This window comes from Pseudomonas sp. NBRC 111143 (assembly GCF_001320965.1).
GTDB classification, from domain to species: domain Bacteria; phylum Pseudomonadota; class Gammaproteobacteria; order Pseudomonadales; family Pseudomonadaceae; genus Aquipseudomonas; species Aquipseudomonas machongensis.
The window spans coordinates 1-26,634 of record NZ_BCBT01000073.1 but is presented as its reverse complement, the minus strand read 5'-3'; the positions used below and the strand labels follow the sequence as shown (position 1 = coordinate 26,634).

27 protein-coding genes are annotated in these 26,634 nt (G+C 60.7%); 13 read left to right on the top strand and 14 right to left on the bottom strand.

Annotated features, from left to right (window positions below; all coding sequences use genetic code 11):
* Positions 1–310 precede the first annotated feature (310 nt).
* Positions 311–1,639 (top strand): OprD family porin, encoded by a 1,329-nt coding sequence (locus tag APH44_RS26700; protein WP_054895315.1) that lies wholly within the window; start codon positions 311–313, stop codon positions 1,637–1,639.
* A gap of 126 nt (positions 1,640–1,765) precedes the next feature.
* On the opposite strand, the gene APH44_RS26695 is transcribed toward APH44_RS26700, so the two are convergent.
* A complete protein-coding gene (locus tag APH44_RS26695; RefSeq protein ID WP_054895314.1) occupies positions 1,766–2,281 on the bottom strand; it encodes a DUF3455 domain-containing protein in 516 nt (171 codons plus the stop codon).
* Positions 2,282–2,651: 370 nt separating this feature from the next.
* Between APH44_RS26695 and APH44_RS26690 the strand changes: the two genes are divergently transcribed.
* From APH44_RS26690 to APH44_RS26675, 4 genes are read left to right on the top strand one after another with little or no spacing between them, the layout of a single operon-like run.
* A complete protein-coding gene (locus APH44_RS26690) occupies positions 2,652–3,500 on the top strand; it encodes a hypothetical protein (RefSeq protein WP_156343801.1) in 849 nt (282 codons plus the stop codon).
* A 15-nt stretch (positions 3,501–3,515) separates the two neighbouring features.
* Positions 3,516–4,394 (top strand): DUF3365 domain-containing protein, encoded by an 879-nt coding sequence (locus tag APH44_RS26685; protein WP_054895312.1) that lies wholly within the window; start codon positions 3,516–3,518, stop codon positions 4,392–4,394.
* Between the two features lie 13 nt (positions 4,395–4,407).
* Positions 4,408–5,781, top strand: a complete 1,374-nt coding sequence (locus APH44_RS26680; protein ID WP_054895311.1) for a serine/threonine-protein kinase — start codon at positions 4,408–4,410, stop codon at positions 5,779–5,781.
* Positions 5,778–6,593, top strand: coding sequence for a PP2C family serine/threonine-protein phosphatase (locus tag APH44_RS26675; RefSeq protein ID WP_256216721.1), 816 nt, complete (start codon positions 5,778–5,780; stop codon positions 6,591–6,593). The genes APH44_RS26680 and APH44_RS26675 overlap by 4 nt, the downstream gene beginning before the upstream one ends.
* Before the next feature lie 162 nt (positions 6,594–6,755).
* Here APH44_RS26675 and APH44_RS26670 read toward each other — a convergent pair whose 3' ends face one another.
* From APH44_RS26670 to APH44_RS26655, 4 genes are all read right to left on the bottom strand, one after another.
* A complete protein-coding gene (locus APH44_RS26670; protein ID WP_256216720.1) occupies positions 6,756–7,550 on the bottom strand; it encodes an IclR family transcriptional regulator in 795 nt (264 codons plus the stop codon).
* A 111-nt stretch (positions 7,551–7,661) separates the two neighbouring features.
* On the bottom strand, positions 7,662–8,981 hold the full coding sequence (locus APH44_RS26665; RefSeq protein WP_082420990.1) for an MFS transporter: 1,320 nt from the start codon (positions 8,979–8,981) through the stop codon (positions 7,662–7,664).
* Between the two features lie 177 nt (positions 8,982–9,158).
* Positions 9,159–10,361, bottom strand: coding sequence for a CaiB/BaiF CoA-transferase family protein (locus tag APH44_RS26660; RefSeq protein ID WP_054895310.1), 1,203 nt, complete (start codon positions 10,359–10,361; stop codon positions 9,159–9,161).
* Entirely contained in the window at positions 10,358–11,299 is a 942-nt protein-coding gene (locus APH44_RS26655; RefSeq protein WP_156343800.1) for a hydroxymethylglutaryl-CoA lyase, read from the bottom strand. The genes APH44_RS26660 and APH44_RS26655 overlap by 4 nt, the downstream gene beginning before the upstream one ends.
* Positions 11,300–11,688: 389 nt before the next feature.
* On the opposite strand from APH44_RS26655, the gene APH44_RS26650 reads away from it, so the two are divergent.
* Positions 11,689–12,621, top strand: coding sequence for an SMP-30/gluconolactonase/LRE family protein (locus APH44_RS26650; RefSeq protein WP_054895308.1), 933 nt, complete (start codon positions 11,689–11,691; stop codon positions 12,619–12,621).
* A 105-nt stretch (positions 12,622–12,726) separates the two neighbouring features.
* Complete coding sequence (locus APH44_RS26645) at positions 12,727–14,013, top strand: CitMHS family transporter (RefSeq protein WP_054895307.1); 1,287 nt, start codon at positions 12,727–12,729, stop codon at positions 14,011–14,013.
* A gap of 391 nt (positions 14,014–14,404) precedes the next feature.
* On the opposite strand, the gene APH44_RS29935 is transcribed toward APH44_RS26645, so the two are convergent.
* Both APH44_RS29935 and cynR read right to left on the bottom strand, forming a co-directional pair.
* Entirely contained in the window at positions 14,405–14,560 is a 156-nt protein-coding gene (locus tag APH44_RS29935; protein ID WP_156343799.1) for a hypothetical protein, read from the bottom strand.
* Positions 14,561–14,864: 304 nt separating this feature from the next.
* The gene (gene cynR / locus APH44_RS26640; RefSeq protein ID WP_054895316.1) at positions 14,865–15,752 is read right to left on the bottom strand and encodes a transcriptional regulator CynR; all 888 of its coding nucleotides are present in this window, start codon (positions 15,750–15,752) and stop codon (positions 14,865–14,867) included.
* Positions 15,753–15,862: 110 nt separating this feature from the next.
* Here cynR and APH44_RS26635 point away from each other — a divergent pair, with 110 nt between their 5' ends.
* The 3 genes from APH44_RS26635 (at position 15,863) to APH44_RS26625 (ending at position 17,398) form a co-directional block, all read left to right on the top strand.
* Positions 15,863–16,522, top strand: a complete 660-nt coding sequence (locus APH44_RS26635; RefSeq protein WP_054895306.1) for a carbonic anhydrase — start codon at positions 15,863–15,865, stop codon at positions 16,520–16,522.
* Between the two features lie 39 nt (positions 16,523–16,561).
* Positions 16,562–17,032 (top strand): cyanase, encoded by a 471-nt coding sequence (gene cynS, locus APH44_RS26630; protein WP_054895305.1) that lies wholly within the window; start codon positions 16,562–16,564, stop codon positions 17,030–17,032.
* 108 nt (positions 17,033–17,140) lie between these two features.
* Positions 17,141–17,398 (top strand): DUF2790 domain-containing protein, encoded by a 258-nt coding sequence (locus APH44_RS26625; protein ID WP_054895304.1) that lies wholly within the window; start codon positions 17,141–17,143, stop codon positions 17,396–17,398.
* Positions 17,399–17,587: 189 nt separating this feature from the next.
* Here the strand turns inward: APH44_RS26625 and APH44_RS26620 are convergent, their stop codons facing one another.
* Entirely contained in the window at positions 17,588–17,908 is a 321-nt protein-coding gene (locus APH44_RS26620) for a hypothetical protein (RefSeq protein ID WP_054895303.1), read from the bottom strand.
* Between the two features lie 699 nt (positions 17,909–18,607).
* Here APH44_RS26620 and APH44_RS26615 point away from each other — a divergent pair.
* Complete coding sequence (locus tag APH44_RS26615) at positions 18,608–18,868, top strand: DUF2790 domain-containing protein (protein ID WP_054895302.1); 261 nt, start codon at positions 18,608–18,610, stop codon at positions 18,866–18,868.
* 34 nt (positions 18,869–18,902) lie between these two features.
* Here APH44_RS26615 and APH44_RS26610 read toward each other — a convergent pair whose 3' ends face one another.
* From APH44_RS26610 to APH44_RS26590, 5 genes are all read right to left on the bottom strand, one after another.
* A complete protein-coding gene (locus tag APH44_RS26610) occupies positions 18,903–19,829 on the bottom strand; it encodes a LysR family transcriptional regulator (RefSeq protein ID WP_054895301.1) in 927 nt (308 codons plus the stop codon).
* Positions 19,830–19,891: 62 nt separating this feature from the next.
* Positions 19,892–20,842: an aldo/keto reductase gene (locus APH44_RS26605; protein ID WP_054895300.1), complete on the bottom strand. Its 951-nt coding sequence runs from the start codon at positions 20,840–20,842 to the stop codon at positions 19,892–19,894.
* A gap of 21 nt (positions 20,843–20,863) precedes the next feature.
* Positions 20,864–22,282 carry an efflux transporter outer membrane subunit gene (locus APH44_RS26600; protein WP_054895299.1) on the bottom strand — a complete coding sequence of 473 codons (1,419 nt, stop codon included), beginning with the start codon at positions 22,280–22,282 and terminating at the stop codon, positions 20,864–20,866.
* An 18-nt stretch (positions 22,283–22,300) separates the two neighbouring features.
* Positions 22,301–23,767 (bottom strand): MFS transporter, encoded by a 1,467-nt coding sequence (locus APH44_RS26595; protein ID WP_054895298.1) that lies wholly within the window; start codon positions 23,765–23,767, stop codon positions 22,301–22,303.
* Positions 23,767–24,891, bottom strand: coding sequence for an HlyD family secretion protein (locus tag APH44_RS26590; protein WP_054895297.1), 1,125 nt, complete (start codon positions 24,889–24,891; stop codon positions 23,767–23,769). The genes APH44_RS26595 and APH44_RS26590 overlap by 1 nt, the downstream gene beginning before the upstream one ends.
* Positions 24,892–25,106: 215 nt before the next feature.
* On the opposite strand from APH44_RS26590, the gene APH44_RS26585 reads away from it, so the two are divergent.
* Together APH44_RS26585 and mug are read left to right on the top strand one after the other, a co-directional pair.
* Entirely contained in the window at positions 25,107–25,730 is a 624-nt protein-coding gene (locus APH44_RS26585; protein ID WP_054895296.1) for a TetR/AcrR family transcriptional regulator, read from the top strand.
* Positions 25,727–26,266 carry a G/U mismatch-specific DNA glycosylase gene (gene mug / locus APH44_RS26580; RefSeq protein ID WP_054895295.1) on the top strand — a complete coding sequence of 180 codons (540 nt, stop codon included), beginning with the start codon at positions 25,727–25,729 and terminating at the stop codon, positions 26,264–26,266. The genes APH44_RS26585 and mug overlap by 4 nt, the downstream gene beginning before the upstream one ends.
* Here the strand turns inward: mug and APH44_RS30845 are convergent.
* Positions 26,193–26,634, bottom strand: a 442-nt coding sequence (locus tag APH44_RS30845) for a DUF3077 domain-containing protein (RefSeq protein WP_371105646.1), incomplete at its 5' end; no start/stop codon positions are given. The two genes, mug and APH44_RS30845, sit on opposite strands and share 74 nt — an antisense overlap.

Sequence of the window (26,634 nt, the reverse complement as noted above, 5' to 3'; positions counted from 1 at the left end):
AGGCATAAAAAAGCCGCCTGAAACCAGGCGGCAAACAACCAAAGGGCGATAAAGTGGAGCCCACCCAGGAGGTGCTCTAGCACGGGGGATGTCCTGAGTGCACGAATACTTTATCGGGGCCGACTTTAACCCCATAGTCACTCGATACTGCAATCAAAAACCGTGATTTCGATTATCAACGAAACACAATGGCATGCGCGGCGCGGCATTTGTTACTAGTAGCCCGGCATCAATACCGGCTACACCCTTACAACAATTACATTCCTTTACCCAGACACCTGCCTCAACAATTCCAACCAAGGGGTATGACATGTCGCCATTCCGACTCTCCGTGCTGAGCGCGGCACTGCTGTGCGCGCCGTTGCAAGCCGCATTCGCCGAAGCCGTCTCGAGCCAGTCCGAAGCCAAGGGATTCTTCGAAGGCAGCGAGCTGAATGCACGCCTGCGCAACTACTACTTCAACCGTGATGGCAAGTCGCAAGGCCCGGATCGCCGCGACTGGACCCAAGGTTTCATCCTCAACTACAGCTCCGGCTTCACCCAGGGTACCGTGGGCTTCGGCGTCGAAGCGTTCGGCCACCTGGCAGTCAAGCTCGACGGCGGCAAGGGCACCTCCGGCACCGGCAACCTGCCCGTCAGGGACAACGGCTCACCCGAAGACGATTACGGCCGCGCCGGTGGTGCGTTGAAAGTGCGCATCTCCAAGACCGAACTGCGCTGGGGCGACTTGCAACCCACGGCGCCAGTATTCGCCGCCGGCGGTACCCGCCTGCTGCCGCAAACCGCCACTGGCTTCAACCTGCTCAGCAGCGAGATCAAGGGACTGGATCTGGAAGCGGGCCACTTCACCGGCGGCAACGGCCCGGTCACCACCAATGGCGACCATGGCCTGTGGGCCTCCTATGCCAATATCCAGGCTGACAGCATCGACTACATCGGCGGCAAATACGCGGTCAACGATGCCCTGTCGGTATCGCTGTACGGCTCCAAGCTGCAGGACATCTGGCGCCAGTACTACGGCAACGCCAACTACATCCTGGCGCTGGCCGACGATCAGTCGCTGAACTTCGACTTCAACCTCTACCGCACCAACGACGACGGTCGCGCCGACGCCGGCACGATCAACAACACCACCTGGTCGTTCTCCACCGCGTACAGTTTCCTCTCGGCGCACACCATCACCCTGGCCTACCAGAAAGTGCACGGCGACACCCCGTTCGACTACGTCGCCTTCGGCATCAACGGCCCGGGCGACACCGGTGACGGGATCTTCCTGGCCAACTCCATCCAGTACTCGGACTTCAACGGCCCGGAAGAGAAGTCATGGCAGGTGCGCTACGACCTGGACATGAACACCTTCGGCGTGCCGGGGTTGAGCTTCATGGCCCGATACGTCAACGGCCATGGCATCGACGGCAGCAAGATGGCCGCGGACAGCAAGTACCTGGGCTATGGCTATGGCGAGGATGGCAAGCATCACGAGACCAACCTCGAAGCGAAGTACGTGGTGCAGTCCGGCCCGGCCAAGGACCTGTCGGTGCGCCTTCGCGAGGCGATCCATCGGGGCAATGCCGACCAGGCCGAAGGGGATGTCAACGAGTTCCGGGTGATCGTCGACTACCCGCTGTCGATTCTCTGACCGCGACGTCAGTGCCGGCCCTATCGCGGGCAAGCCCGCTCCCACAGGTCGCCGCTGGCCCTTGCAGGAGCGGGCTTGCCCCGCGATGAGGCCGGCACTGAAATCCATCAAACCCTGAACACTCCATCACCGCCCCAGAAACACATACCGCGCGCTGTACGGTTCAACGTGCAGCGCGCCCTCCCGTGTGCAGCTTCCGGCAAACTTGCCACCCTGGGTATCGAGCCGCTGCACCTCGTCCACTCCACTCAACACGCCCTGCCCCTGGTGGCTGGCAACCTCCAATTGCAACAGCGCGATATCCTGCTCGCCCGCGCCCGGCGCCTGGGCCACGACCTTGCCGGTCACCCGGCTGCCGTCGTCCATCTCCCAGGACGGCCCGACAAAATGGTGGCCGACGGTCTTGCCGCCTAGGGTGAGGGTGGCCAGCGGTTCGCGAAATGCCCATTTCAACTGCCCGGTTTCATCGGCCCGGCAGTCATAGACCTGCACCCCCACTGCCTGCACAGCGAGGATCTCGGCCTTGCCCGGCGCGACGGTGAAGCTGGCCGGCGCCGCGCCAGCGAGCAGTGGCACGGCCAGGGCGCAGACGCCGAGGAAAGCGCGGCGGCGTTGCGGGGTGGTGCATGAGGTCGGGTGCATGGTGTTTTGCCTGTGATCAATGGGGACCTCCACACAACAAGCCAGCCCACCCGTTTATTCCCGCCGTATCTACCGGCCCTATCGCGGGACCAGTCGCAACGGCGAACCGCCGCTCCCACAGGTTCATCATCGTTATTGAAAGCGGTGGGGTGCCTGTGGGAGCGGGCTGGTCCCGCGATAGGGCCAGCAATGCCAACGAATAACCCGCGCGCCCATAACGAGAACACCCGCCATCGCCCTTTTATTCCATGATTTCATTCAATACATCCCCTTGAAATACATAGAAAAAATTGACGTTCATCGCACCGCGTGAATCGGTAGCCTGCGCTCATCCCGGGGTTACCCCTTTCGTACACACGATGACCGAACCGTGAACAGAACCGCGCTCCTCCCCCTCCTGGCTGGCCTGCTCCACCTCTCGCCACTGCTCGCCGCCCCGGCAGATATCGGGATGATCAGCGCGGCGGAAAAGCCCGTGCAACTGCTGCGTGCCACGAGCGTCTACCAAGCCAGCGCCGGCACCCGCCTGCAGAGTGCCGACTACCTCGAAGCCGGCAGCACAGGCGTGCTCATCGACCAACTGGCCGGCACACGCATTGCCCTTGGCCCGCACACCCGCCTGTATCTGGAACACACTGGCAACACCACCCATCTCAACCTGCTGCAGGGCTGGCTCAAGCTGCAACCGTTGAGCGGCGTACCCCAAGGCAATCTACGGGTCAGCACCGCCAACCTGGCGCTCGATGCGAGCAAGGCCGCCAGCGTCATCCATGCCGACGACAGTGGCACCGAAGTGTTCGTCGAAGACGGCATGGTCAGCGTACGTGATCCGGGGCAGAAGCCGCGCGACCCTGCCAGGCAGGTGCTGCGCCGCGAAGAATTTGCCCAGGCCAAGGGCCAGGGCCCCGTGAGCGCGCCGGGTCGCCCCAGTGGCGACTTCATCGGCGCGATGCCGCCCGCATTCTTCGACCCGCTGCCCAGCGTGGCCGCCCGCAAGCTCGCCGTCGACCCACTGAACAAGCTGCGTGAAGCCAGCTTCGCCGACGCCAGCCCGCTGCTGCTCGGCCCCCTCAAGCTCAACGGCGCATCCCTGGCCACGCGATTCACGCCGCGCCTGGCCGATCCTGCCTTCCGCCAGGCCATCGTGCAGCGCTTCGGCGGCACGCTGGACTGGGAAACCGCGCTGTACCGATTCGAACGCAAGAACGCCACGCGCTGACACCCCGGAGCCCCCATGAAACTGACCCTGGCCGTACGCTTCAACCTGGTGTTCCTGGCCGTCTTCATCGTTGGCTTCATCGCCAGCAGCCTGTTCGCCCACTACCTGCTGCAAAAGAGCGCACGTGAAGAATCACTGGACAAGGCACGCATGCTCATGAGCGCCGCCAGCGCCAGCAGCACCTACACCGCCGAACAGATCGTGCCGCTGCTGGAGAACCGCCTGAAGTTCGAATTCCTGCCACAGTCGATCCCCTCCTTCGCCGCCACCGAACAGCTCCAGCAACTGCTCAAGACCTACCCCGACTTCCTCTACAAGGAAGCCACCCTCAACCCGACCAACCCGCGCAACAAGGCCACCGGCTGGGAAACCAAGGTGGTCGAACAGTTGCGCGGCAAGCCCGACACCCAGGAACTGATCGGCGAGCGCAGCGATGGCAAGGGCCCGGCGCTGTTCGTCGCCCAGCCGATCCAGATTACCGACCCCGCCTGCCTGGCCTGCCACACCTCCCCGGAAACCGCACCGAAGACCGTGGTCGACCGCTACGGCACGCACAACGGCTTTGGCTGGAAACTCAACGAGATCATCGGCGCACGCCTGGTCTCGGTGCCGCTGGCCGTGCCGCTGCAACGCGCCAACGAGCTGTTGCACACCTTCATGCTGTCGCTGCTGGGGGTGTTCGTGTTTCTGTTCTGCGCGCTCAACGTGATGGTCCACCTGTTCGTCATCCGCCGTCTGCGGGCGATGTCGGCACTGGCCGACCGGGTCAGCCTCGGCGAAGACGACGTGCCCGAGATGGACGTCAGCGGCCACGACGAACTGGCACGCATGGGCCAATCGTTCGTGCGCATGCGCACCAGCCTGGTCAGTGCCATGAAGATGCTCGAAGAATAACCGGGAGCCCACCATGCTCGAACAACTGGGCAAGTACCGCATCGACAGCGTGCTCGGCAAAGGTGCCATGGGCACCGTGTACAAAGCCTTCGACCCGCACATCGCCCGGGTGGTGGCGCTCAAGACCATCCGCCGCGAGTTGCTCGGCGACGCCCAGCAGCACCAGTTGCTCAGCCGCTTCCAGAACGAGGCCCAGGCCGCCGGGCGCCTGAGCCACCCGAACATCGTCGCGGTGTACGACTACGGCGAAGACGACGGCGCAGCCTACATCGCCATGGAGTTCGTCGACGGCATCGCCCTCAACACCCGCCTGCAGAACCAGGAGCCGCGCCAGTTGGCCCAGGTGCTGGGCTGGATGCGCCAACTCCTCGGCGCCCTGCACTACGCCCACGCCAAGGGCGTGGTGCACCGCGACGTGAAGCCCGCCAACCTGCTGATCACCGCCGACGACCAGGTCAAGGTCACCGACTTCGGCATCGCCCGCATCGACACCTCGGTGCTGACCCAGACCGGCTCGATGATCGGCACGCCCAGCTACATGTCGCCCGAGCAGTTCTGCGGCGAGCTGGTGGATGGCCGCTCCGACGTGTTCTCGGCAGGCATCGTGCTGTACCAGTTGCTCACCGGCGAGCGCCCGTTCTCGGGTTCCGCGACCATGGTGATGCAGCAGATCCTCAACCAGACCCCGGTGCCGCCCTCGAGTCTGAACCCGACCCTCGACCCGCAGTTCGACCAGCTGATTCGCCAGGCCCTGGCCAAGCGCCCGGACGAGCGCTTCGCCTCGGCGCAGGACTTCCTCGACGCCCTGGAAGCCCTGTCCGGCCCACAGACACTGGGCAGCGTGGAGCTGGACGACGACCGCACCCGGCTGCTGATGCCCCCCTCGTTCAGTCATGCCAGCCTGGGCAGCGCGCCAACCAGCAGCAGTGAAGCGGCGGACACACTGACCCCGTGGAAACGCCAGGTCCGCCCGCAGCTCGAATCGCTGCTGTCGCAACAGATCGGCCCACTGGCGCGCCTGCTGGTCAAGCGCAGCCTGGCCAGAGCCGACGACTTCGCCAGCCTGCGCAGCGCCCTGCTGCCGCACATCCCCTCCGAGCGTGGCCGCGAGCAGTTCGTCGCCGCCACCGAGGCGCTGCTGCCCTCGACCGAAACACTGCCAGCCCAAGACACCCTGGTCAGCCAACCCGGCACGCCAGAAGCGCTGGACCACGCATTCCTGGAAGCCAGCGAAGCGCGCCTGACCTACCTGATCGGCCCGATTGCCCGCATCGTCATGCGCCGTGCCCTGCCCCGCGCCAGCACCCGCCAGGCGCTGTTGCAGACCCTGGCCGAACACATCCCCGACCCCGCCCAACGCAGCGCCTTTCTCGAGGAGCAGCCATGAGCGCGCCACAAAACCACATGGCCACCGCGCCCTGCCTGCTGCGCGGCGGCATCGCCTTCGGTCACAGTGACACCGGCCCAGTGCGCCAGCACAACGAAGACCACTTCTTGATCGACCCACGCCTGGAGCTGCTGGCCGTCGCCGACGGCATGGGCGGCCACCAGGCCGGCGCCCTGGCCAGCGCCCTGGCCCTGGAGTCGCTGCGCGACTGCCTGACGCACCACTTGGCGCAGATCACCCACACCTCCAGCGACCCCGACGCCACCTGCCAAGTGCCCTCAATGCAGGCCCTGAGCGCGCTGCACGAGGCGCTCGAAGCGGTCAACACCCGCTTGTACGCGCACAACCACACCCGTCAGCTCAGCGAGGGCCGGGGCATGGGCACCACCCTCACCGGCATCTGGCGCCCCCAGGCCGGTGGGCCGTTGTTGGCATTTCATGTGGGAGATAGCCGCCTGTATCGATATCGCCACGGTGAGCTGGAGCAGTTGAGCCGCGACCAGACCTGGTACCAGCAGGCGCTGGACGCCGGGCATTTCGATCGGCTGCCGGCGCGCAACGTGCTATTGCAGGCGATCGGGCCAGCGCCGCGGGTGGAGCCGCAGGTGTGGGTGCAGGCGGTGCAGGCGGAAGATTTGCTGATGTTGTGCAGTGATGGGGTTCATGGGTGTGTGCCGCATCATGAGATGGCGCGGGTGCTGGAAGGTGCTGGGCGGAAGAGTCTGGAGGGGAGTAGTCAGCGGTTGATTCAGTTGGCGGCGGAGTATGGGGGGCGGGATAACGCTACGGTGGTGTTGGTGAGGTATGAATGAGGGGTGGCGGCTGGCCTGGCGGGTTTGCTGGTGTCTTCGAACACCATGCGTTAACTGGGGCCGGTTTGGGCTTTAGATACCGCTCATTAGCGAACGACTGCTTTCGCCCATAGCTGTCATTAGTGAATGGCAGAAACCGACCCCATGCGAAAAGTCGCAAACCTATTTTTCACCCGTCTTTTGTAAAGCGACGAGTAACTCACTGTTATTTCCGCCGAGCAGGCTGGTCGCTTGGGCAGCACGCTTCAACAGCAGCAGTCGGGCCGACTGGAGCTGATCCTTGTTGAAACGTTCGGATGGACCTGACAGCGTGAGGGCACCTTTGAACTCATGGCCAACACCAAACACCGGGGCCGAGATCGATGACGTATCTGGGTCACGCTCCCCGAACGACGATGCCCAGAACTGCTCCCGCACCTCGGCCAATGCGCGATCTGCTGGCGGGCCAAATGCCCTCAGGATCTTCCCGGAAGCCCCAGCATGCAGCGGGAATCGGTCACCCTCATGGATGCTGAAGCGTACCGCGCGTTTGGGTTCAACACGGAACAGCACCACCCGGATATCGTTCTCGATCACATAGAAGGAGGAGGTTTCCCCACTTTCTTCAGTGAGCGCTTCAAGCACCGGATAAATCGTGTCGCGCAGCCGGAACGAAGATTGGTAAATCTGAGCCAGGCGCAAGGGCTCATGACCTACAGCGTACTGTCCATCAGCCAGTCGCCTGATAAATCCAGCCTTCTCCAGAGAACTCATGAGCCGAAGGATAGTGCTTTTGTACAAACCAGTACGACGAGCGATTTCAGCTAATGGGAGAGTGCTTCGATCAGGCTCGAAAGCCCCGAGAATCGCAAAAGCTCTATCAACCGCCGCCACTCCACCGTCAGCATTGTTCTTGGAAGCATCAGCTACCACAGGCTCATTTTTTGGCGACATCAGGCTTATTCTCGGCACAATCATGAAAACGCGGCCCCTCAATGGGGCCGTTCAGATGGCTGATACCTTACCTGTGACGACGGTTGGCAGCTAGTCCATTCTCCAGAACACCGTTCTACTTGAAGAGCTTGCGCATCAGGCATCGCGCATGAACAGTCGCAGAGACAACGCCATCACAGCGGCGAAAAACAGGATGCATCCCATAACCATCAGACCCGCCGTGAAGGAGTGGGTGTAGTCCTTCAGGAAGCCCATCAAATAGGGTCCTACAAACCCACCAAATGCTCCGATAGAGTTGATCAGAGCAATCCCCCCGGCAGCAGCTTGGCCACTCAGGAACTTTGCCGGCAACGTGTAAAAGATCGTTTTCGCCGAGATTGTTCCCACCAAGGCCAGGGTGATGCCTGCCAGTGCTGGAATCAGGGCACTCATGTTCACCGCAAAGATCAAAGCAAGACCGGCCAGTACCAGCGCAATGATCAGGTTCAAGATCCCGCGCCCGCTGCGGTCGACATGTTTGGCCCAGAACAAGAGGCCGATGGTTGAGAAGAAGTACGGTACTGCAGCGACCCATCCGATCAAGCTTATTTCTACACCCTGCGCCTTCAACATCTGCGGCAGCCAGATACCAATACCGTAGGTGCCGATGGTGAAGCTGAAGGTGATGGAGCTCAGGATCCACACCCGTGGATCCTTGAGTGCCGCAGCGAAGCCATGGCTTTTCCTGGTATTCGCCTTTTCTTTCTCCAGCATGCCGGTAAGAGCGTCCTTCTCTTCTTGGGACAACCACTTGGCCTCTCCAGGCCGGTTCGCAAGCACCTTCAAGGTGATGAGCCCCAGGACACAAGCTGGCAAACCCTCAATAATGAACATCCACTGCCAACCCGCGAGCCCCCAAGTGCCGTGCATCTGGAGCAGGTAGATAGAAAGTGGGCCACCCACAAGGAAAGAGATCGGCGTTGCAACCGTGAACCAAGCCAGTACCCGCGTACGGTATTGAGCTGGGAACCAGAGTGTAAGGAAGAAGATTACGCCAGGGAAAAACCCGGCTTCGGCAATCCCCAAAAGGAAGCGAACAACATAGAAACTATAGGGGCCGATAACAAATGCCGTGGCTGCTGCGGCAAGCCCCCAGGTGATCATGATTCGAGCCATCCAGAGGCGAGCGCCAAACCGATACATAGCCAGGTTGCTTGGGACTTCACAGAGGCAATAGCCCACGAACATGATCCCTGCCCCCAGGCCGAACTGAGCGGCGGTCAGTCCTAGCTGGTCTGTCATCTGCAGGGCTGCGTAACCAACACTGGTGCGATCCAGGTAGTTGAAGAAATATGCCAGTGCCAGCAATGGGATTAGGCGCCAAGCGGCCTTCTTCATTGCTCTTTGCTGCAACGCAGATGTGGCTTCAGGCTGCGGCATGGACAAATGGGTATCCGGGGTCGTGACATTACCCATGACTGTATCCTCGGTTTTGTTGTTATGAATACCGTGGCTGGATGGGCCATCGGTGAGCGCAGACCGGCGGTACGTCCCGTACCTTCAGTGCTGCTGATTTCGCCCGAGAGTCATTTCGAGCTCGACGTAAAAAGTCATCTGGAGCGGGCCTTCAAAGGAGACCCGCACCGAATCCGATCAAGCGGTTTTGATCGCGCCGGCAGACTCGAGCTGAGTGATCTCGTCGTCGCCGTAACCCAGCTGTGCAAGCAGCTCTCGCGAATGGCTGCCCAAGGTCGGGACATTGAGACGAGCCCCGAAACGCTGGCCGTTCATCTCGAACGGCAGCATGGGCACCTTCACCTGCTCGCCATCCGGGAGCGTCAGCTCTGCCATACCGCCAGACTGATTGAGATGCTCATCCTCAAACATGTCTTCCGGTCGCTGGATCGGGGAAAACGGCAAGCCAGCTTTCTCGCAGAGAGCCATCACGGTCTGCTTGTCCATGCCGGACAAGCGCTCACGCACCACAGGAATTATTCGATCCCGAGCCTGAACGCGCTGGTTGTTCCGGCTCAGGTCGGCGTCAGCTCCAAGTTCAGGGAAGTCGAAGGTTTCGCAGAAAGAGACCCACTGGCTGTCGCTGACGACGCCCATGAAGACCTGCTCACCTTCCTTGGCAGTCTCGAACACGTCATAGATGGCCCAAGCCGAAATTCGACTCGGCATTGGTGCCGCCGCTTTACCAGTCACGACTTTCTGCATCATGTGCTGGGCAACCAGGAAGGCCGAGTTTTCGAACAGCCCGGTCTGCACGAACTGACCGCGACCAGTCTCCTTGCGCTGCAGCAGGGCGGCAAGAATTGAAACAGTACTGAACATTCCGCCCATCACATCGTTGACAGAGGCTCCAGCGCGCAATGGGCGCCCGACAGGCCCCGTCATGTAGGCCAAGCCCGTCATCATCTGAACGACCTCATCCAGCGCCGTGCGCTTCTCGTAGGGGCCTGGCAGGAAGCCCTTCATCGAGCTGTAGATGACGTCCGGCCTGATGGTCTTTACCTGCTCATATCCCAGGCCCAGTTTCTCCATGGCGCCAGGGCGGAAGTTCTCTGTGACGACATCTGCCGTTGCGAGCAATTTCTTCACCGCAGCCATGCCGTCTTCGGACTTGATGTCTACCGCAAAACTCTTCTTGTTGCGGTTGTAGGTCATCCAGTAGCCGGCGCCAGAACCCATCAGACGACGAGTGTTGTCACCCTCTGGAACGGGCTCTACCTTGATAACCTCGGCACCGAGATCGGCAAGCAGCAATCCGCAAGTTGGGCCCATCACCATATGGACAAACTCGACTACGCGAATGCCCGCCAGGGGCAGAGACTTCTCTTCTTGCTGGCTCATACGGCCTCCTTCGCATAGGTGAAATTCTTGCCAACGCCGGCATCTGGGATGAAGCCATAGACGGGCTCCCCCGGAAGCCCACGGCGAAGCACTTCACGCGCAGCAACAAGGCGGTCAATGTCTACGCCGGTTTTCAGGCCCATGGATTCGAGGAGATACACCAAGTCTTCGGTGACGATGTTGCCTGAGGCCCCCGGCGCGTATGGACAGCCGCCCAAGCCGCCTTGAGAACCATCGAACGTCCTCACCCCTGCTTCCAGTGCCGCGACGACGTTGGCCAGACCCTGGCCACGAGTGTTGTGAAAGTGAGCGCTGCCTGCGAGCGCGCCGAGCTCTTGGAACAGGCGAGTGAACAGTCGACGCACTTGAACAGGGTTGGCGTAGCCGACCGTGTCTGAAAGCCCTACCTCATCTACTCCCAGCTCAGCCATTTTCAGGGCAATCGCCAGGGTCTCGTCGTCAGTGACGACGCCTTGAAGCGTGCATCCGAAGGCTGTCGAAACGCCGGCTTCGATCAGGACATTCGGGAAACGCTCATTACGCAAGGCGACCACCGCCTGCACCTCATCGAAGACTTGAGCGTGTGTCTTGCGGATATTCGAGATCGAGTGCTGCTCGCTCACGGAAATGGGCAGCGTGATCTTGTGCACGCCAGCGTTGAAAGCGGCTTCGGCACCCTTGAGATTCGGCACCAGGGCAGTGACGAACAGATCTGGCAGCGTCAGGGCGTGGGCTACTACTTGGGCAGTATCCGCCATCTGCGGCAGCAGCTTTGGCGATACAAACGATCCGACCTCGATCTCTCTCAAACCGGCGGCTCTCAGAGCCGAGATCCACTCCAGCTTCAACTCGGTGGGCATGGTGGCCTTGACACTTTGCAAGCCATCCCTGGGCCCGACTTCGCTGACGAGGATGTCGATATCTGTCGCTTCTTTCACGGAGGTTCTCCTGTAACTGGGGAGAGCCTGCCCGAACATTCATGCAGTGCAGCTGCGATACGCAGTGCTGTCTTTTATGATTGTTCTGTCAGGCAGAATTACGTTCTGTTTTAGTATCTCTCCACATTTTCACACCTGTCAATGAGACTGACGATGAACTGGCCTCGTTGGCTTTCGACTTGCTTTCCAAGGAGGGATGAGTTTTGAGCGACACTTGACAGCAGAGAAAATAGCTTAGAAAGTGTTCTAGCAAGAGCAATGTCGTTCTACCTGATAGAACAGACTAAAGAAAACAAGATATTCCGGGCAACGTACACCGATGAGGCTGACCCAAACCCTGCCGTTTGGAGCCTCAGCGTCGCGTGCCTGTTTTCACATGGAGATTTGCCATGAGCCTGTATGCCCCTCCCGAAGAACGCCCAACAGAAGTCTTCAGCAGACTGCCGAATGAGTTCTGGCGTGACGGTGACTCCGACTGGGTCAGAGCCAACAAGCCAGGCCAGCAACTCACGAGCTTTCTGGAAGGGCCCTCCTTCGACCAGGCCGGCAATCTCTATGTCACTGATATCCCGTACGGCAGAATCTTCCGGGTTTCCCCACAGGGTGACTGGGAACTGGTCGTTGAATACGACGGCTGGCCTAACGGTTTGAAAATCCATCGCGACGGTCGGATTTTCATTGCCGACTACAAGAACGGGATCCTCGTTCTAGATCCGATCAGCAAACGCATCGAGCCATTCCTGACGCATCGCCGGAGTGAGAGCTTCAAAGGTGTGAATGATCTGTTTTTCGACCGACAAGGGCACCTCTTCTTCACCGATCAAGGTCAGACAGGCATGCACGACCCCTCTGGTCGAGTTTTCCGCTACGACCTGGAGCAACAACGCCTGGATTGCCTGGTGGATAACGGCCCAAGCCCTAATGGCCTGGTGATGGATCTTCAAGAAAAAGCGCTCCTGGTAGCGATGACTCGCGCAAACGCCGTATGGCGACTCCCGCTACAACCCGATGGCACTACTTCCAAGGTGGGTGTCTTCACCGCGATGGCCGGGGGTGTGAGTGGCGCCGACGGTATGGCCTTGGATGAGTCAGGGAACCTGTATGTCTGCGATGCAGGCAATGGATGCGTGTGGGCATTCGATTCCCACGCCGTGCCGCTCTATCGATTTAAGTCATGCACCGAAGGCCGCACTCTCACCAACCTGGCCTTCGGTGGAGAAGATAATCGCGGCCTGTTCATCATCGACTCGTCGACAGGTCACATTTTGAGGGCTGACCCCGGCCACTCAGGAAAGCGAATGTTCTCGCACGCTCCAGCCTAACGCTTCGTGGTGCAGCTCTGTGCACATGGCGCACGGGCCTTGCTCGGCTAAAAAACGGCCAGCGAACGTTTTTACTCATACAAAACAGATAATAAGAGGGCAACGATGCTCACACTCTTGAGCTACACAATGATCGTCTGCTTCATGTACCTCGTCATGAGCAAACGACTGTCACCACTGGTTGCCCTCATCCTGGTGCCGGTTGCATTCGCAAGCCTGGGTGGATTTGCAACCCAGCTCGGCCCCATGATGTTCGATGGCGTGAAGATGCTGGCCCCGACAGGGATCATGCTGACCTTCGCGATCCTCTATTTCTGCATGATGACCGATGCAGGCTTGTTCAACCCGCTGATCAAGCTGATCCTCAAGTGCGTGAAAGGCGATCCACTGAAAATTGTCATCGGCACCGCTGTGCTCGGAATTTGCGTGGGCCTGGATGGTGATGGCGCTACGACCTACATCATCACCACTGCAGCACTTCTTCCGCTATACCGACGGACAGGGATGAGCCTGCAGGTTCTGGCCACCGTGTTGTTGCTGACAAACGGGGTGATGAACATCCTCCCTTGGGCGGGCCCCTTCTCGCGTGCGGCAAGCGCCATGCACGTAGACATCACTGAACTGTTCATCGAGATGCTGCCGCTCATGGTCGCCGGTGCGGGCTGGGTGATTTTCGCAGCCTTCTATCTCGGTGGCAGGGAGCGCCGTCGTCTGGGCGTCGTGCAACTCGATCACGATGAAGTCATGAGCCACTTCACCGAATTCAAACTGACTGACTGGCGCTTCCTCTTCAACGCTGTACTCACCATCACGCTGATCACCATGATGATGCTCAGCCTCATGCCTCTGCCGATTCTTTTCATGCTCGCCTTCGGCATGGGCGTCTTGGTGAACTTCCCCAGTGTCAAAGACCAGAAGGAAGTCATCGGAAAATACGCCGACAACGTCATGGCGGTCACCCTGCTGATTTTCGCCGCAGGCATCTTCGTCGGAATCATGTCCGGGACAGGGATGATCAAGGCGATCTCGGAAAGCCTCATCCATGTGATCCCTGAATCCGCCGGCCATTTCATGTCGGTCATCACGGCATTCCTCAGCATGCCTTTCACCTACGTGCTGACCAACGACGCTTTCTACTTCGGGATCCTCCCCATCCTGGCCGAAACCGCGAGCCATTACGGAATCGGCGCTAAAGAAATGGCCATCGCAGGTTTAATTGGGCAGCCAGTCCATCTGCTCAGTCCTTTGGTTGCATCGACCTACTTGCTATGTGGGCTGCTCGATCTGGACTACGGCGACAACCAGCGAGCCTCCATTGGATGGAGCATCGGCACGTGCCTGGTGATGTTCGTAGCGGCTATCGCGATTGGTACCATCGACGTTTTCAACTGAGGGGCTTCCTCAACCGCGCAATACGCAGGTGGGCAAGCTCACCTGCGCTTGAAGTGATCGTCTTCATCAATGAAACCAGATTGCGACCCCGAGCACTCGCCGGTAGATCAAATCGAGGCAGGTAGTGGCGCCGATGATCCAGCCGAGTTTGCCGAAGTGCTCTGATGAGTCCTTGTCCATGGGGAAGGCCTTAGAAGTGCTGTGAATGGGGTGGGTGTGCAGGTGCCAGCGGCGATGGTGTGGGCAAATCGGCTGTGCTGAACCAATGCTGGCTTCTTCGCGGGTTTACCCGCGAAGCAGGCGATGCGGTGTATGGCACGGGCGTTGCCCGTGATCGCGGGCAAGCCCGCTCCCACAGAGGCCCTGCAAGCCCTTTGCAAATGAATGTGGGTTAGTGCAGGAACATCGACTGCGTTCGGCTCTTGAACTGCCCCTGGGCCAATGCGCACTCCAACAGCGAGCGCACGGCGTCGAGCTCGTGCATCACGCTGAGCAGCATGATCGTGGCGGGGGATTTGGGGAGGAAGGTGATCGACTGGTTGCCCACTCTTCACTTGAGCTGAAGGGTGGCGGCTACGTGCAGGCCTGCAAGACCGGGGCATTACGAGGCAAAAACCCGGTTGACCCAAAGGTCACCCGCACGCAGCCACCATTGAACCGGACCATGGCGATACGCCGAAGACGCCAGGAGGTGAGCACCATCGTAATACCGCACAGGCTTGCAGACCTGACCGCTGATTTGGCAGCGGCCCAGCGAGACTAGCCGTGACTGCGATAGCGCAAAAGCGGGTGGAGGATGCTTGGGAAAGGGACTACATGAAAGAAAGAAAATCTGATTCCTGTGCAAACCCTCACTGATCAAGATCGCTGGATATTTCTTTAGCCAGCTCGATGAAGACACGCACCGCCGCACTCAGAAAGGCGTCTTTGCGCCGCATCAGAACGGCCCGTCGCTGCAAGCGCTCCGGCTCCAGCGTGATGGCCACCAGGTCGTCATGGGCCAACGCAATTCTGGCAGGCAACAAGGTCGAGAGATTCGTCCGGCGAACGATCTCGATCACTGCGCCGAGGGCATTGGCCTCCATCTGCACCTTGGGACGAATCTCATATTTGCGGCAGTAGCGGTCGATTTGCTCGCGAGTGGCAAACTCTGTGCTGAGCAAGACCAAAGACTCTGCACTCAGGCCGTGCGAGGTAATGGAGCGTTCCTCGGCCAGGCGGTGTCTGCGGTTCATGACCAAAGCGAGCGTTTCGTTCAGCAAGGGGATGGCTTCGATATCCGGCGCATGTATTTCATCAAATGCGATCCCTACGTCCAGCTCTCCCGCCAACAGCAACTCCTCGATACGCTCCTGGGAAATCTCTTTCAGGTTGACGGTGATCTTGGGGTATCTGGAGTGAAATGCCTCGATCAGCGGCCCCACCAGATAGGTCGTGAACGTCGGCGTTACGGCAACACGCAATGAGCCACGGCTGAGGTCGCTGACATCATGTATAGCCCTTTTGGCTTCCTGCAATTCCTGATACGCACGGCGCGCATAGAGAAGGTAGGCCTCCCCCGCGTCAGTCAAACGCGTCGTGCGGCCTGATCGGTCGAACAACTGGGCTCCCAGGCTCTCTTCCAACTGCCTTACTTGCTGAGAAAGCGCCGGCTGAGAGACATGCAGCGCTGCTGCGGCCTTCGTGAAACTGAGATGTTCTGCAACGGCCAGGAAGTACTGGATGTGGCGAGCAAGCATGTCTATACCCATAAGATAATCTGATCCAACTCATAATAAATGAGACTTTTACCTTATGTCATGCGCTGCTTAATCTCCGTCTCACACCCAGCGACATCGAGACAGCAACCATGAAAGCGATCATCGACGGATTCCTGAAGTTTCAAAAAAACGCCTTTCCTGAGCGAGTCAAACTGTTCAAGGACCTTGCCAATCAGCAGGCGCCAAAGGCTCTCTTCATCTCCTGCTCTGATAGCCGACTGGTGCCTGAACTGGTCACCCAACGCGAGCCAGGCGATCTGTTTGTCATCCGTAATGCCGGCAATATCGTGCCCTCGTATGGGCCAGAGCCGGGTGGGGTTTCGGCGTCGGTCGAATACGCGGTCGCCGGACTCAAGGTTGCAGACATTGTGATCTGCGGCCACTCCGACTGCGGCGCGATGACCGCCATCGCCACCTGCAAATGCCTGGATCACATGCCCGCCGTAGCCAGCTGGTTGCGGTATGCCGACTCAGCCAAGGTAGTCAATGAGGCCCGTCAGCACGCGGACGGGCCAAGCAAGGTTGCTTCCATGGTGCGCGAAAACGTGGTCGCGCAGTTGGCCAACATCCAGACCCACCCCTCCGTGCGTCTGGCGCTAGAAGAAGGCCGCGTGACCCTGCACGGTTGGATATATGACATCGAGACCGGACGTATCGACGCATTTGATGGCAGTACCGGCACCTTCGTGTCTCTCGCGGAAAACCCAGAAGTCCACGCCGTTTCCCAGCCGGCCAGGCACGTCGCCTGAAACCTGTACCTGCACCTTTTCTTACCCAGGAGACTCACCATGATCCAGACTCAAGCCACCCGCACCGCTCGCCAGGAACTGACCGAAGTCATCATTCAGGCCAAGGCTCGCAAAGACCTGTCCTTTGCGCAAATCGTTGACGGTACGGGCCTGTCCGAGGCCTTCGTCACCGCGGCCTTGCTCGGCCAACATCCGCTGCCTGAAAGCGCCGCGAAGGTCGTAGGCGAAAAGCTCGACCTCGACGCTGATCAAGTCGCACTGCTGCAATCGATGCCGATCCGCGGCAGCTTCTTCGACGGGGTGCCGAGCGACCCTACCATCTACCGCTTCTACGAAATGATGTCGGTGTATGGAACCACCCTCAAAGCGCTGGTCCACGAGAAGTTCGGCGACGGCATCATCAGTGCCATCAACTTCAAGCTGGACATCAAGAAGGTCGAAGACCCGGACGGTGGTCACCGAGCTGTGATCACGCTGGACGGCAAGTACCTGCCTACCAAGCCCTTCTGATGTAGCTCAGCCCGGCGCCATACCGCGCCGGGCCATCCCCACATTCATGACGACTGAGCGCCAATCGGATGCTCAGGCCCTCCTACGCCCTCAGTACAGGTGATCACCATGAAACTCTTACTCGCTCTGTTCCTAGGCTGCCTTGGTTCTGTTGCCATGGCCGATGACCAAGGTACTCGAGCTGCACCAATGACGGTTGAACCCTATCGCTACTCTCAGAACCTGGATATCGCGCACGTTGTGGCTGTTACGCCGGTGCCCAATGTCTGCGAAGTTGTGCCGATGCAGCTGACTTACGACGACTCCAATGGCGAGCGGCATATCATGGAGTACAGAATCGTGGGGAATGGCTGTGCCAACAACTGATGCGCCATCCTTACTGCAGCTCGACAGGCAGTTCCTGGACATCAGGGCAGATGGGATCGAGGCTTGGCATCCTGTATGGACGCAAGCCCACTGCGAAAATCGCTGTGGGCTTTTTGCTTCCGACAGAGGGTGATCTGCCGACTCGTCTGCGGGACGGGAATCTGGACGGCAGACGACCCTCCTGAAACTTCAGAGCCTGTACTCAATGGTGTAGGACTCATCCTCTCTCGGTTCTATCGTAATAGGAATGCCGAAGAGCTTTCCTCGACAATCACTGACGCTACACCGATACACATTTCCCTGCTGGAGCTGATTCCAGAGCCCTTCGTCATGTATCGCAATCTGCAACACACGGTTGTTCGGATCCTCTCTGACCTGAGCAACGTGATGGTCCAGGTCGCACCCGAATTCAGCAGTAGTAAACTCGGGATCGTAGCCGATCAGCACACCGTGCCTTTTCAGATCTTCCCGAATACGCTCAATCACGTCGTCTGCTTCTTGTTTTAGCATGATCGTTATCTCGCGGTGTTGTACTCATCAAAACTCTAGCTGACCGTGATGGTTTTCGTTGTTTATCGTGCAATCAACGACTCACCCTCATTCCTGAAATTCCCCGCCGCCTTAGGCTCTGTATGAAAAACCTTGATACTCGGTGATGCTGCGTTGAAAACAGCTTGGTGCGCCAGCCCGGTCGGAATGCTCATTTACAACCCGTAAAGTCGAGCGCGACTCCGACCGTTCCTCGGCTGTTTTCGCCTTGCCGGACCTTCGTCTCAAGGCTTTTCATACAGACCCTAGGGGGGAGCTGGCGGTAGCGGATGACTGCTTTCGACCCAATCCGGACGTTGCGTCTGATAGCGGACTTTGTGGAAGCGGGTTTACCCGCGAACACCGGCAAAGCCGGTGCCATCCACCGCGCCGCCTGCTTCGCGGGTAAACCCTCTCCCGCAGAGTGCGCGTCGCACTTGCGAAACGCGATCTTTCAGTGTCCGAAATGGGTCAAAAGCAGACATTTGTATGTGGGGTGCCCATCGCCGGCACTGGCGAAAGAGCTTTCTGAATTTGATGCCGTATTGCGCACCATTCATACCAATTCCGGCAACAGTGTTTGTTTGAACTCCCGGTTTTTCCCTCACACCCGCCCTCCTAACATTAGGCCAAGCCACCCGCCATCCTGGTCCGTGGTTCCTGAATCGGAAGGTAATCCTCATGAAGCCGAAGCATTCACTCCTGCTGTTGTTCCTGGGCAGTATCGCTACGCACACCTACGCGATGGACAACACCACACCCGACGCTGCCGCAGTCGAAACCTACACCTACGCAACCAGACTGGATATCACACGGGTCATCTCCGTTACCGAACCGGCCAACACCTGCGCGCCAGTACCGGTTCAGATGACATACGAAGACTCCAAAGGCAAACGCCACATCCTGGCGTATCAAATGATGGGCACCGGCTGCACCAATTGAGCCTGGCGCAGGCAATGGAGGGTCGACACTCCATTCAGCCACACACCACTTCTTCATCCGCTGCCAGCAGTTCCGGAATCGCTAGCTTGAGAAACTCCACCCAGGTTCTGGTCTTCGCATCAACGAACTTGCGCGATGGATAGATCGCGAACAGATTCAACGCTTCCAGCCGGTACTCCGGCAATACCCGCACCAGCGTCCCCACCCGCAGGCCCTCCACGGCCGACACAATCGGCTGTAGGCCAATTCCCATGCCTTTCTTGATCGCGATAGTCATGCCGTCGGCGGTGTTGATGTGCAAGGGCGATACGGGAATGGTGACGCTTTCCATCCCTTCAGGCCCGTCGAACGTCCAGTTCTCCACCGGCATTACCGTGTTGACGATACGCAGGCACTCGTGGGCCAAGAGATCGGCGGGAGAAGCCGGCACGCCGCGGGCTTGCAGATAAGCCGGCGAAGCGCAGAGGATGCTGTAGGTCATGCCGAGCCGCTGCGCGACGAATCCGGAATCGGGCAGGTCGCGGGCCAGGACGACGGACATGTCGAAGCCTTCTTCAAGCAGGTCAGGGATACGGTTGGTCAGGGTCAGGTCGAACATCACCGTGGGATGAACCCTGCGGTAGCGGGCAATGGCGTCAATCAAGTAGTGGTTACCGATGGCCGACAAGGTGTGGATCTTCAAGCGGCCGACGGGCTGGGTGCGGGCGGTACCCGCCTCTTCGTCGGCGTCGCGCACGTCATCCAGAATTTTCCCGCAACGCTCCAGGTAACGCAGGCCAGCTTCGGTCAGTGCCAGGCGTCGGGTGGTGCGATTGATCAGGCGAGTGTGCAGGCGCGCTTCGAGGGCGGTGATGCTTTTCGAAACGTTCGTGGTGGTGGTCGCCAGCGACTGCGCTGCAGCGGTGAAACTACCGCTCTGGGCGACGGCGATGAAGAAACGCATGCTCTGGAAGATGTCCATCGGAGTGCTCCCGGAAAGTAGCTCAGAGCAGGGGGCTCCTGATGGAGTCCCCCTCTCGCATGTCAGTGCTTGCGCGGAATGAACCCCGGCACACCAGTCTCCACCACAGCGTTGAAACGCACCCGCGTGGTGATCTCTTTCCTGATTTCATGCATCGCCCGATGCGGCAAGGTCGCAATGTCGATGTTTTCCTGAATCCGCCCCGGGTTCACCGAAGTGGTCAGGAACGCCGTGCCCCGCTGCACCGCCCAGGCTAGCGCTACCTGCGCCGGGGTTTTCTGCACCTGGCGGGCAATCGCGGTGATCACCGAGTCCTCCAGCACATTCGGCTCCATGCCATGCCCCAGCGGCGCGAAAGCGAGCAGGATGATCCCGTGCGCTTTGCAGAACTCCAGCATTTCCCACTCCGGCAGGTACGGGTGGGACTCGATCTGCACCACCGCCGGCTTGATGCGCGCGTTGGCGACGATGTCCTTCAGTGCCTCAAGACCGATGTCCGAAAGCCCGATGGACCTGCAGCGGCCTTCATCCACCAGGCTTTCCAGGGCGCGCCAGGTGTCCATCAACTGGACGTCGGCGTCGTAGAGCACATGCCCGAACACGTCCCGCGGGTCATGGTCATCACCGGCCTGGAAGGCGAACGGTGTGTGGATCAGGTAGCAGTCGATGTAGTCGACCTGCAAGCGCTGGCAACTCGCCTCGAAAGCCGGCCTCACCCGCTCGGGGCGGTGGTTGGTGTTCCACAACTTGGTAGTGATGAACACCTCCTCGCGACTGATCGAACCGGCAGAAAACACCTGGGCAAAGGCATCGCCGATCTGTGTTTCGTTGCGATAGCGTTCGGCGCAATCGAAGTGGCGAAAGCCGGTCTCCAGTGCGCATTTGACGGCTTCAGTGGTCATGCTGAGGTCGCGGAACAGGGTGCCGAATCCCACGGCCGGCATCGAGCCGGCGCCATTGTTGAGGGGGATGCGGGTGTCGCGAAGTTCGTCGTGAAAGGCTTCGTAGGTCATGTCGTGCTCCAGGTAGTTGCGTCAAAGGGTTTTCGAGGTGCGGTGCAGCGCGACGGTCTGGTCCAGGACACCGGCCGAATTGCCGCCCAGCGCCACGAACAGGCGCACCGAGTCCAGATAACGGGCGGTCTTCACCTGGATCTGGCCCAGCAAGGCCTGCTGATAGGCGCGTTCGGCTTCCAGCACCTGCAGCAGGCTGGTTTCGCCCTCGGCGTAGGCCTGGCGGTTCAGGCGCAGGCTGGTGTCGGCGGCGCGCAGGGCGTCGTCTTGCGCCTGGCTGTGCTCGGCGCCATGGTTGAGCGCCTGCAGGGTGTCCGCGACCTGACCGAAGGCCTCCAGGACAGTCTGTTGATACCGGGCGAGCGATGCGTTGTAGCCTTCGACCGCACCCTGGCGTTCAGCCTTGAGCGTGCCGCCATTGAAGACCGGCGCCGTCAGCCCGGCGGCCAACCCCCACAGTGCCGCTCCGCCATTGCCGGACGCGGCCTGCATCAGCGAAGCCGACAACACCACCTGCGGATACAGATGGGCGGTCGCGACACCGACCGCCGCGCTGGCCAGGTGCAGTTCGGCCTCGGCCTGGAGGATGTCCGGCCGGCTGCGGGCCAGTGCCGAGGGCAGGCTGACCGGGATGTTCGACGGCAGCTCGAACTCATCCAGGCTGAAGTCCGGGGCTATCCAGTCCGCCGGCCCCTCGCCGGCCAGCAGTGACAGCGCGTGGCGCGCCGCATCACGCTGCTGGGCCAAGGGTGGCAACAAGGTACGGTCCTGGGCGAGGCGGGTTTCAGCCAGCGAAACGTCGACCTGCGTGGTGGCGCCGCTCGCCTGGGCCGAGCGCACCAGGTCGAGGTTTTTCCCGTCGTTGGCCAGCAGCGTCTGCACGGCCTGGATCTGTGCGTTGGCCGAAGCCAGCAACAATGCCTGGCTGGCGACCTCGCCGGTCAACGTCAGGTAAGCCGCTTCATAGCGATGCTTTTGCAGGTCGACCAGCGCCTGCTGTTGTTCGACCGCCCGCTGGTTGCCACCGAACACATCCAGGTCAAACGCGACGCGCGGGCCGATGGCGTAGACATTCGCCACGCTCGGCTCTGCGCCGTTGTGGGTGCGCTGGCGACCACCGGCCGCAGCGAAATCCACCTGCGGGTACAACGCCCCTTCCGCCGCCGCGACCGACGCCGCAGCCTGCCGGAGCGTCGCATCAGCGGCCGACAGTTCCAGGTTGCCGTCGATGGCGCGACGTACCACCCGGTCGAGCTTGGGCGAACGAAGCGCCGACCACCAGTCACCCTTGAGCTGTTCGCCCATGGTGAAGTGTTGTTCGGCCGCTTGATCGTAATGCTGTGAGGGGCTGGGCGCCGGGCGCTGGAAATCAGGGCCGACGGTGCAGGCAGAGAGCATCGCCAGCAGTGCCAGCGAGGTGAAGTGCTGAGAAGCGTTCATGGTTCGGACTCCACGTCATCAGTTGGCTGCAGCAGGCTTGCGCAGGAACAGCACCAGCGGGCTCACCACAAGCATCGCCAGCATCAGGACCTTGAACTGGCCCATCACCGCGACGAACGCCGCCTGGTGGGTGATCAGGTGGTTGAGCCCTTCAAGTGCCGGCAACGAAGTCGGCAGTGCCACGCGATAAGGCGTCAGCTGGCTGGCCAGCGCCAAATGCATCGCCTGGGTGTTGTTGAAGAAAAAGATCTGCACCACGGCCACGCCCAGGGTGCTGCCGTAAACCCGCATCAGGTTGAAGAAGCCGGAGGCTTCGGGCCGCAGTTTCGGGTCGAGGGTACTGAACGCGGTCTTGCTCAGCGCTGGCATCAGGATGCCGAGCCCCACGCCCTGGATGAATCCGGTGACGGCCACCGGCGTCCAGTCCATCAGCGGCGAGTAACCGAGCATCAGCCCGTTGGCGTACACCACCAGGGCGATACCGGCGGCGACCAAGAGCCTGGCGTCGACCCACGCCGGAGCACGCCCCATCAACAGGAATGCCCCCACCAGCCCGACACCGCGCGGCACGGTCAGCAAGCCAGTGGTGTCCGGCGGGTAACCGAGGATTTCATCGAGCATGGGCGAGGTCAGGGCCATAGTCGACAGCAACACGAAACCCAGGGCAAAGAACATGACCGTCGACAGCACGAAGTTACGGTCGCCGATCAGGCCTTTGCCGAGGAAGTGCGTGTCACGCGTGAGCATGTGGACAGCGAACAGGTACAGGCCGAGCGCGCTGGCGAGCGCTTCGATCCAGATTTCCGGCGCGTCGAACCAGTCCAGCCGTTCACCCCGGTCGAGCAGCATCTGCAGGCCGATCATGCCGACGGTGAAACTGCCGAAGCCAAGGAAGTCGAACGCCGGGCGTGCATCCGCCTTGCTTTCGGCGAGCAGCGAGCTGACCACCATGAGGATGTACGCGATCAGCGGCAGGCTGAGGTAGAACATCGGGCGCCAGTCGAGGTACTCGCACACCAGGCCACCGATGCCGGGGCCGCTGACAATGCCGAACAGCACCAGCGCCGTCCATTTCGGGCCGAATGCAAGACGACGGTCAGCGGGCAAGGTCTGCAGCGCGATGGCCATCGACAGCGGTGCTATCACACCGCTGGCCAAACCCTGCAGTACCCGCGCGGCGATGAATTCCAGCGGCGTATCGGCCAGTGTGCAAAGCCACAGGCCGAGGGCGAACGCCACCAGCGCAGCCTGGTAGACCCGCTTCAAGCCGAAGCGCCCGGCCAGCCATTGCGCCACCGGCATCGTGATCGCGCTCGCCGCCAGGTACGCGGTGAAAATCCACCCGGCCTCGTCGTCGGTCATCGACAGGCTGCCCTGGATCAAGCGCAGTCCTGCATTGGGCAACGGGAGGTTGACCGACTGCAGGTAGGTGGCGAGCAAGGCGACAAACCTCAGCGCCCGCGCATCTGCTGTTGAAGTGCTCATCACGAGTTACCTGCGGACAACCACGATTTGAGCGGATGCCACCATGGGGTGCGGTGCTCGGTATCGACCCGCACCGTGGCGCTGGTGCCGGAGAACAGCGGCAACGCGGGGTCGGCGTCGTCCAGTTCCAGACGAACCGGTACCCGCTGCACCACCTTCACCCAGTTGCCGGTGGCGTTCTCGGGCGGCAGCAGCGCGAAGTCGGCACCGGCGCCGGGGCTCATGCTGACTACATGTGCCTTGAACGGCCGGTCCGGGTAGCTGTCGAGGGTAATGGTCGCCGCCTGGCCAGGGCGCATATGCGTCACTTGCGTCTCGCGGAAGTTGGCCTCGACCCAGATTTCCCGGTCGGAAATCAACGCGAACGCCGGCGAGCCATTGTTCACGAAGTTGCCCACCTGTAACTCATCGACCTTGGCGACGATGCCGTCTGCTGGCGCGGTCACCGTGGCGTAGGACAGGTACAACTGCGCTTCGTCGAGGTGCGCCTGGGCCTCGCGCACGGTCGGGTGGCGGTCGGCGGCGATGTCCGGGTCGCCGTTCAGGGCAACAACGGTGCTGGCGATTTGCTGCTGGATGGAGGCGATGCGTTGGCGAGCCACTTTCAGGTCAGTTTCGGCGCGCTCGTACAGGGCCTTGGACACGAACTCGGTCGCGATCAGGGCTTTCTTGCGGGCGAACTCGTTCTGGTCGTATTGCGCCGAGGCCTGGGCCGAGTGCAGCTCGGCCTGTTGCTGCCGATAGCTGGCCTTGAGGCCGTCGATGCGCAGCCGGGCGTTCGCCAGCTGGGCCTGCGCCCGTTCAACCGCGATCTGCAACGGCTTGGGGTCGATACGGAACAGCACCTGGCCCTTGCGCACGGGCTGGTTGTCGTCGACCGCGATGTCGACCACCTGCCCGGCAACCCGGGCATTGATCGACGCCTTGGCCACGCGGACGTAGGCATTGTCGGTGGAGACGAAAGGCTCGTTGGCGATGTACTTGCCATAGCCAATCGCTGCGAACAGGGCGGGAACCCCGAACATCAGTACCGGCCGCAGCTTCTGCTTGAGCGGCTTTTTCGGCACCCTCTCCAGAGGGTACGCGCGGGCTTGTTCTGCGGTGAGATCTAAATGCTGGGTCATGGCGGCTCTCTTCAAATGCGTCTTTAAATGCGGTGATTCATCCGGTGCATTGGCGGCCGGGAGGATCACTCCTTACCGCTGTTTCAGTCGCCACCAGACCCGTTTCGAGCGCTGCTGCAACCCGCCTGTCCATCAAGGAATTTCTGGCCCCTTAATTATGTGCGATAGTGTAAGAATATGAGTGACCCCCTCCCCTTGCAAGGATTTTGTACGATATGGCACAAAATAAAACGACAGAAGGAAAAAGCCGCGGCCGCCCACGGGCGTACGACCCGCACACAGCGCTGGAGCAAGCACTGGGCGTGTTTTGGAATACGGGTTACTCCGGCGCCTCGCTGGACAGCATCGCCAGCGCCGCGGGCATGAATCGCCCCAGCCTTTACGCCGCGTTCGGCGACAAACACGCGCTTTACCTCAAGGCCCTCGACCAATATTGGGAGACCGCCCACGCGGCCATGCAGGCCGCGCTGAGCGACAGCAGCCTGACCCTGGAGCAGGCCCTGACCGGGTTTTATGAAGGCCAGCTGGCGATCTACTTCTCTGGCGAAGGCCAGCCTCGGGGCTGTTTTGCTATTGGTACGGCGACCACCGAAGCCGCGGAAGACCCGCAGATTCGCGACCTGCTGTCGCTGCGGCTGAGCCAGCTGGACGCTGACGTGGAAGCGCGGGTGCGCAAGGCAGTCGAAGCCGGCGAATTGCCAGAGGACGCCGACGCTAAAGCACTGGCCATACTGGCCTCGTCGCTGCTGCACAGCATTTCGATTCGCGCGCGCGCGGGCAAATCCCGGGAAGAGCTGAGCGCTCAGGTCCGCCATGCCGTGCGGGTGATCTGCGGTTGAACGGCAACGCGGCCGGGGAAGGCCTGGCGGATATTCTGACCGAGGGCCTTTCGGTAGTGTTCTGCGGGATCAACCCGGGGCTGCTGGCCGCCCGGGAGGGGCATCATTTTGCAGGCCGCGGCAATCGGTTCTGGCGCACGCTTTACCTGGCCGGGTTTACCCCCCACGAACTGAGCCCCCAGGAGGATCGTTCGCTGTTGCATTACGGCTGCGGGCTGACGGCCGTAGTCGAGCGCCCCACCGCCCGAGCGGATCAGGTTTCAGCAAGTGAGTTCAGCGCGGTAGCCGCCCGCTTCGAGCAAAAGATCGCCCGGTATGCGCCCCGCTACGTTGCCTTCCTCGGCAAGGCTGCCTATGCCGGGTTATCCGGGCGCAAGGAGCTGCAATGGGGTTTGCAGGCAGAGTCATTCGGCAGCGCTTCAGTATGGATTTTGCCGAACCCAAGCGGGCGCAACCTGGCTTTCAATCAGGAGCAACTGAGCGCGGAGTATCGAAAGCTTTACCAGGCGTCGGATGAATCGCCCTCGGTTTGGTAGTCACCTCAAACGTCTGCAAAGGGTCGGAAGCTGTTATCCGAATACGCAGTTGTAAATCCGGACGGACAACTCTGAACCGCTCAACCTCCACCTCAATCGCTTTATGCATCCCCCTATGCGCATCATCCATCAACGCCTTGGCCATCTCGCTGAGGTAATGCACCGCCCAAACCAGCACCGGTTCGTCGTCCATCACCCCGATGAACGACGCCCGCCGCGCGCTAGCCAGTAGTTCAGAAGCCTGTTGCAGCGCGTGGAATGCTGGCCTCTTCGCGGGTAAACCCGCGAAGCAGGCGATGCGGTATATGGCACGGGCGTTGCCCGTGATCGCGGGGCAAGCCCGCTTGTGTCTTGATAGGGGATTAGAG

Excerpts from the sequence above, each read along its gene's own strand:
- APH44_RS26650 (WP_054895308.1), top strand. The coding sequence starts at position 11,689 with ATGAGCCTGTATGCCCCTCCCGAAGAACGCCCAACAGAAGTCTTCAGC.
- APH44_RS26610 (WP_054895301.1), bottom strand. The coding sequence starts at position 19,829 with ATGGACATCTTCCAGAGCATGCGTTTCTTCATCGCCGTCGCCCAGAGC.
- cynR (WP_054895316.1), bottom strand. The coding sequence starts at position 15,752 with ATGCTTGCTCGCCACATCCAGTACTTCCTGGCCGTTGCAGAACATCTC.
- APH44_RS26605 (WP_054895300.1), bottom strand. The coding sequence starts at position 20,842 with ATGACCTACGAAGCCTTTCACGACGAACTTCGCGACACCCGCATCCCC.
- APH44_RS26665 (WP_082420990.1), bottom strand. The coding sequence starts at position 8,981 with ATGGGTAATGTCACGACCCCGGATACCCATTTGTCCATGCCGCAGCCT.
- cynS (WP_054895305.1), top strand. The coding sequence starts at position 16,562 with ATGATCCAGACTCAAGCCACCCGCACCGCTCGCCAGGAACTGACCGAA.
- APH44_RS26700 (WP_054895315.1), top strand. The coding sequence starts at position 311 with ATGTCGCCATTCCGACTCTCCGTGCTGAGCGCGGCACTGCTGTGCGCG.
- APH44_RS26595 (WP_054895298.1), bottom strand. The coding sequence starts at position 23,767 with ATGAGCACTTCAACAGCAGATGCGCGGGCGCTGAGGTTTGTCGCCTTG.
- APH44_RS26635 (WP_054895306.1), top strand. The coding sequence starts at position 15,863 with ATGAAAGCGATCATCGACGGATTCCTGAAGTTTCAAAAAAACGCCTTT.
- APH44_RS26590 (WP_054895297.1), bottom strand. The coding sequence starts at position 24,891 with ATGACCCAGCATTTAGATCTCACCGCAGAACAAGCCCGCGCGTACCCT.
- APH44_RS26680 (WP_054895311.1), top strand. The coding sequence starts at position 4,408 with ATGCTCGAACAACTGGGCAAGTACCGCATCGACAGCGTGCTCGGCAAA.
- APH44_RS26585 (WP_054895296.1), top strand. The coding sequence starts at position 25,107 with ATGGCACAAAATAAAACGACAGAAGGAAAAAGCCGCGGCCGCCCACGG.
- APH44_RS26625 (WP_054895304.1), top strand. The coding sequence starts at position 17,141 with ATGAAACTCTTACTCGCTCTGTTCCTAGGCTGCCTTGGTTCTGTTGCC.
- APH44_RS26645 (WP_054895307.1), top strand. The coding sequence starts at position 12,727 with ATGCTCACACTCTTGAGCTACACAATGATCGTCTGCTTCATGTACCTC.
- APH44_RS26670 (WP_256216720.1), bottom strand. The coding sequence starts at position 7,550 with ATGATTGTGCCGAGAATAAGCCTGATGTCGCCAAAAAATGAGCCTGTG.
- APH44_RS26660 (WP_054895310.1), bottom strand. The coding sequence starts at position 10,361 with ATGAGCCAGCAAGAAGAGAAGTCTCTGCCCCTGGCGGGCATTCGCGTA.
- APH44_RS26685 (WP_054895312.1), top strand. The coding sequence starts at position 3,516 with ATGAAACTGACCCTGGCCGTACGCTTCAACCTGGTGTTCCTGGCCGTC.
- APH44_RS26620 (WP_054895303.1), bottom strand. The coding sequence starts at position 17,908 with ATGCTAAAACAAGAAGCAGACGACGTGATTGAGCGTATTCGGGAAGAT.
- APH44_RS26675 (WP_256216721.1), top strand. The coding sequence starts at position 5,778 with ATGAGCGCGCCACAAAACCACATGGCCACCGCGCCCTGCCTGCTGCGC.
- APH44_RS26695 (WP_054895314.1), bottom strand. The coding sequence starts at position 2,281 with ATGCACCCGACCTCATGCACCACCCCGCAACGCCGCCGCGCTTTCCTC.
- APH44_RS26600 (WP_054895299.1), bottom strand. The coding sequence starts at position 22,282 with ATGAACGCTTCTCAGCACTTCACCTCGCTGGCACTGCTGGCGATGCTC.
- APH44_RS26615 (WP_054895302.1), top strand. The coding sequence starts at position 18,608 with ATGAAGCCGAAGCATTCACTCCTGCTGTTGTTCCTGGGCAGTATCGCT.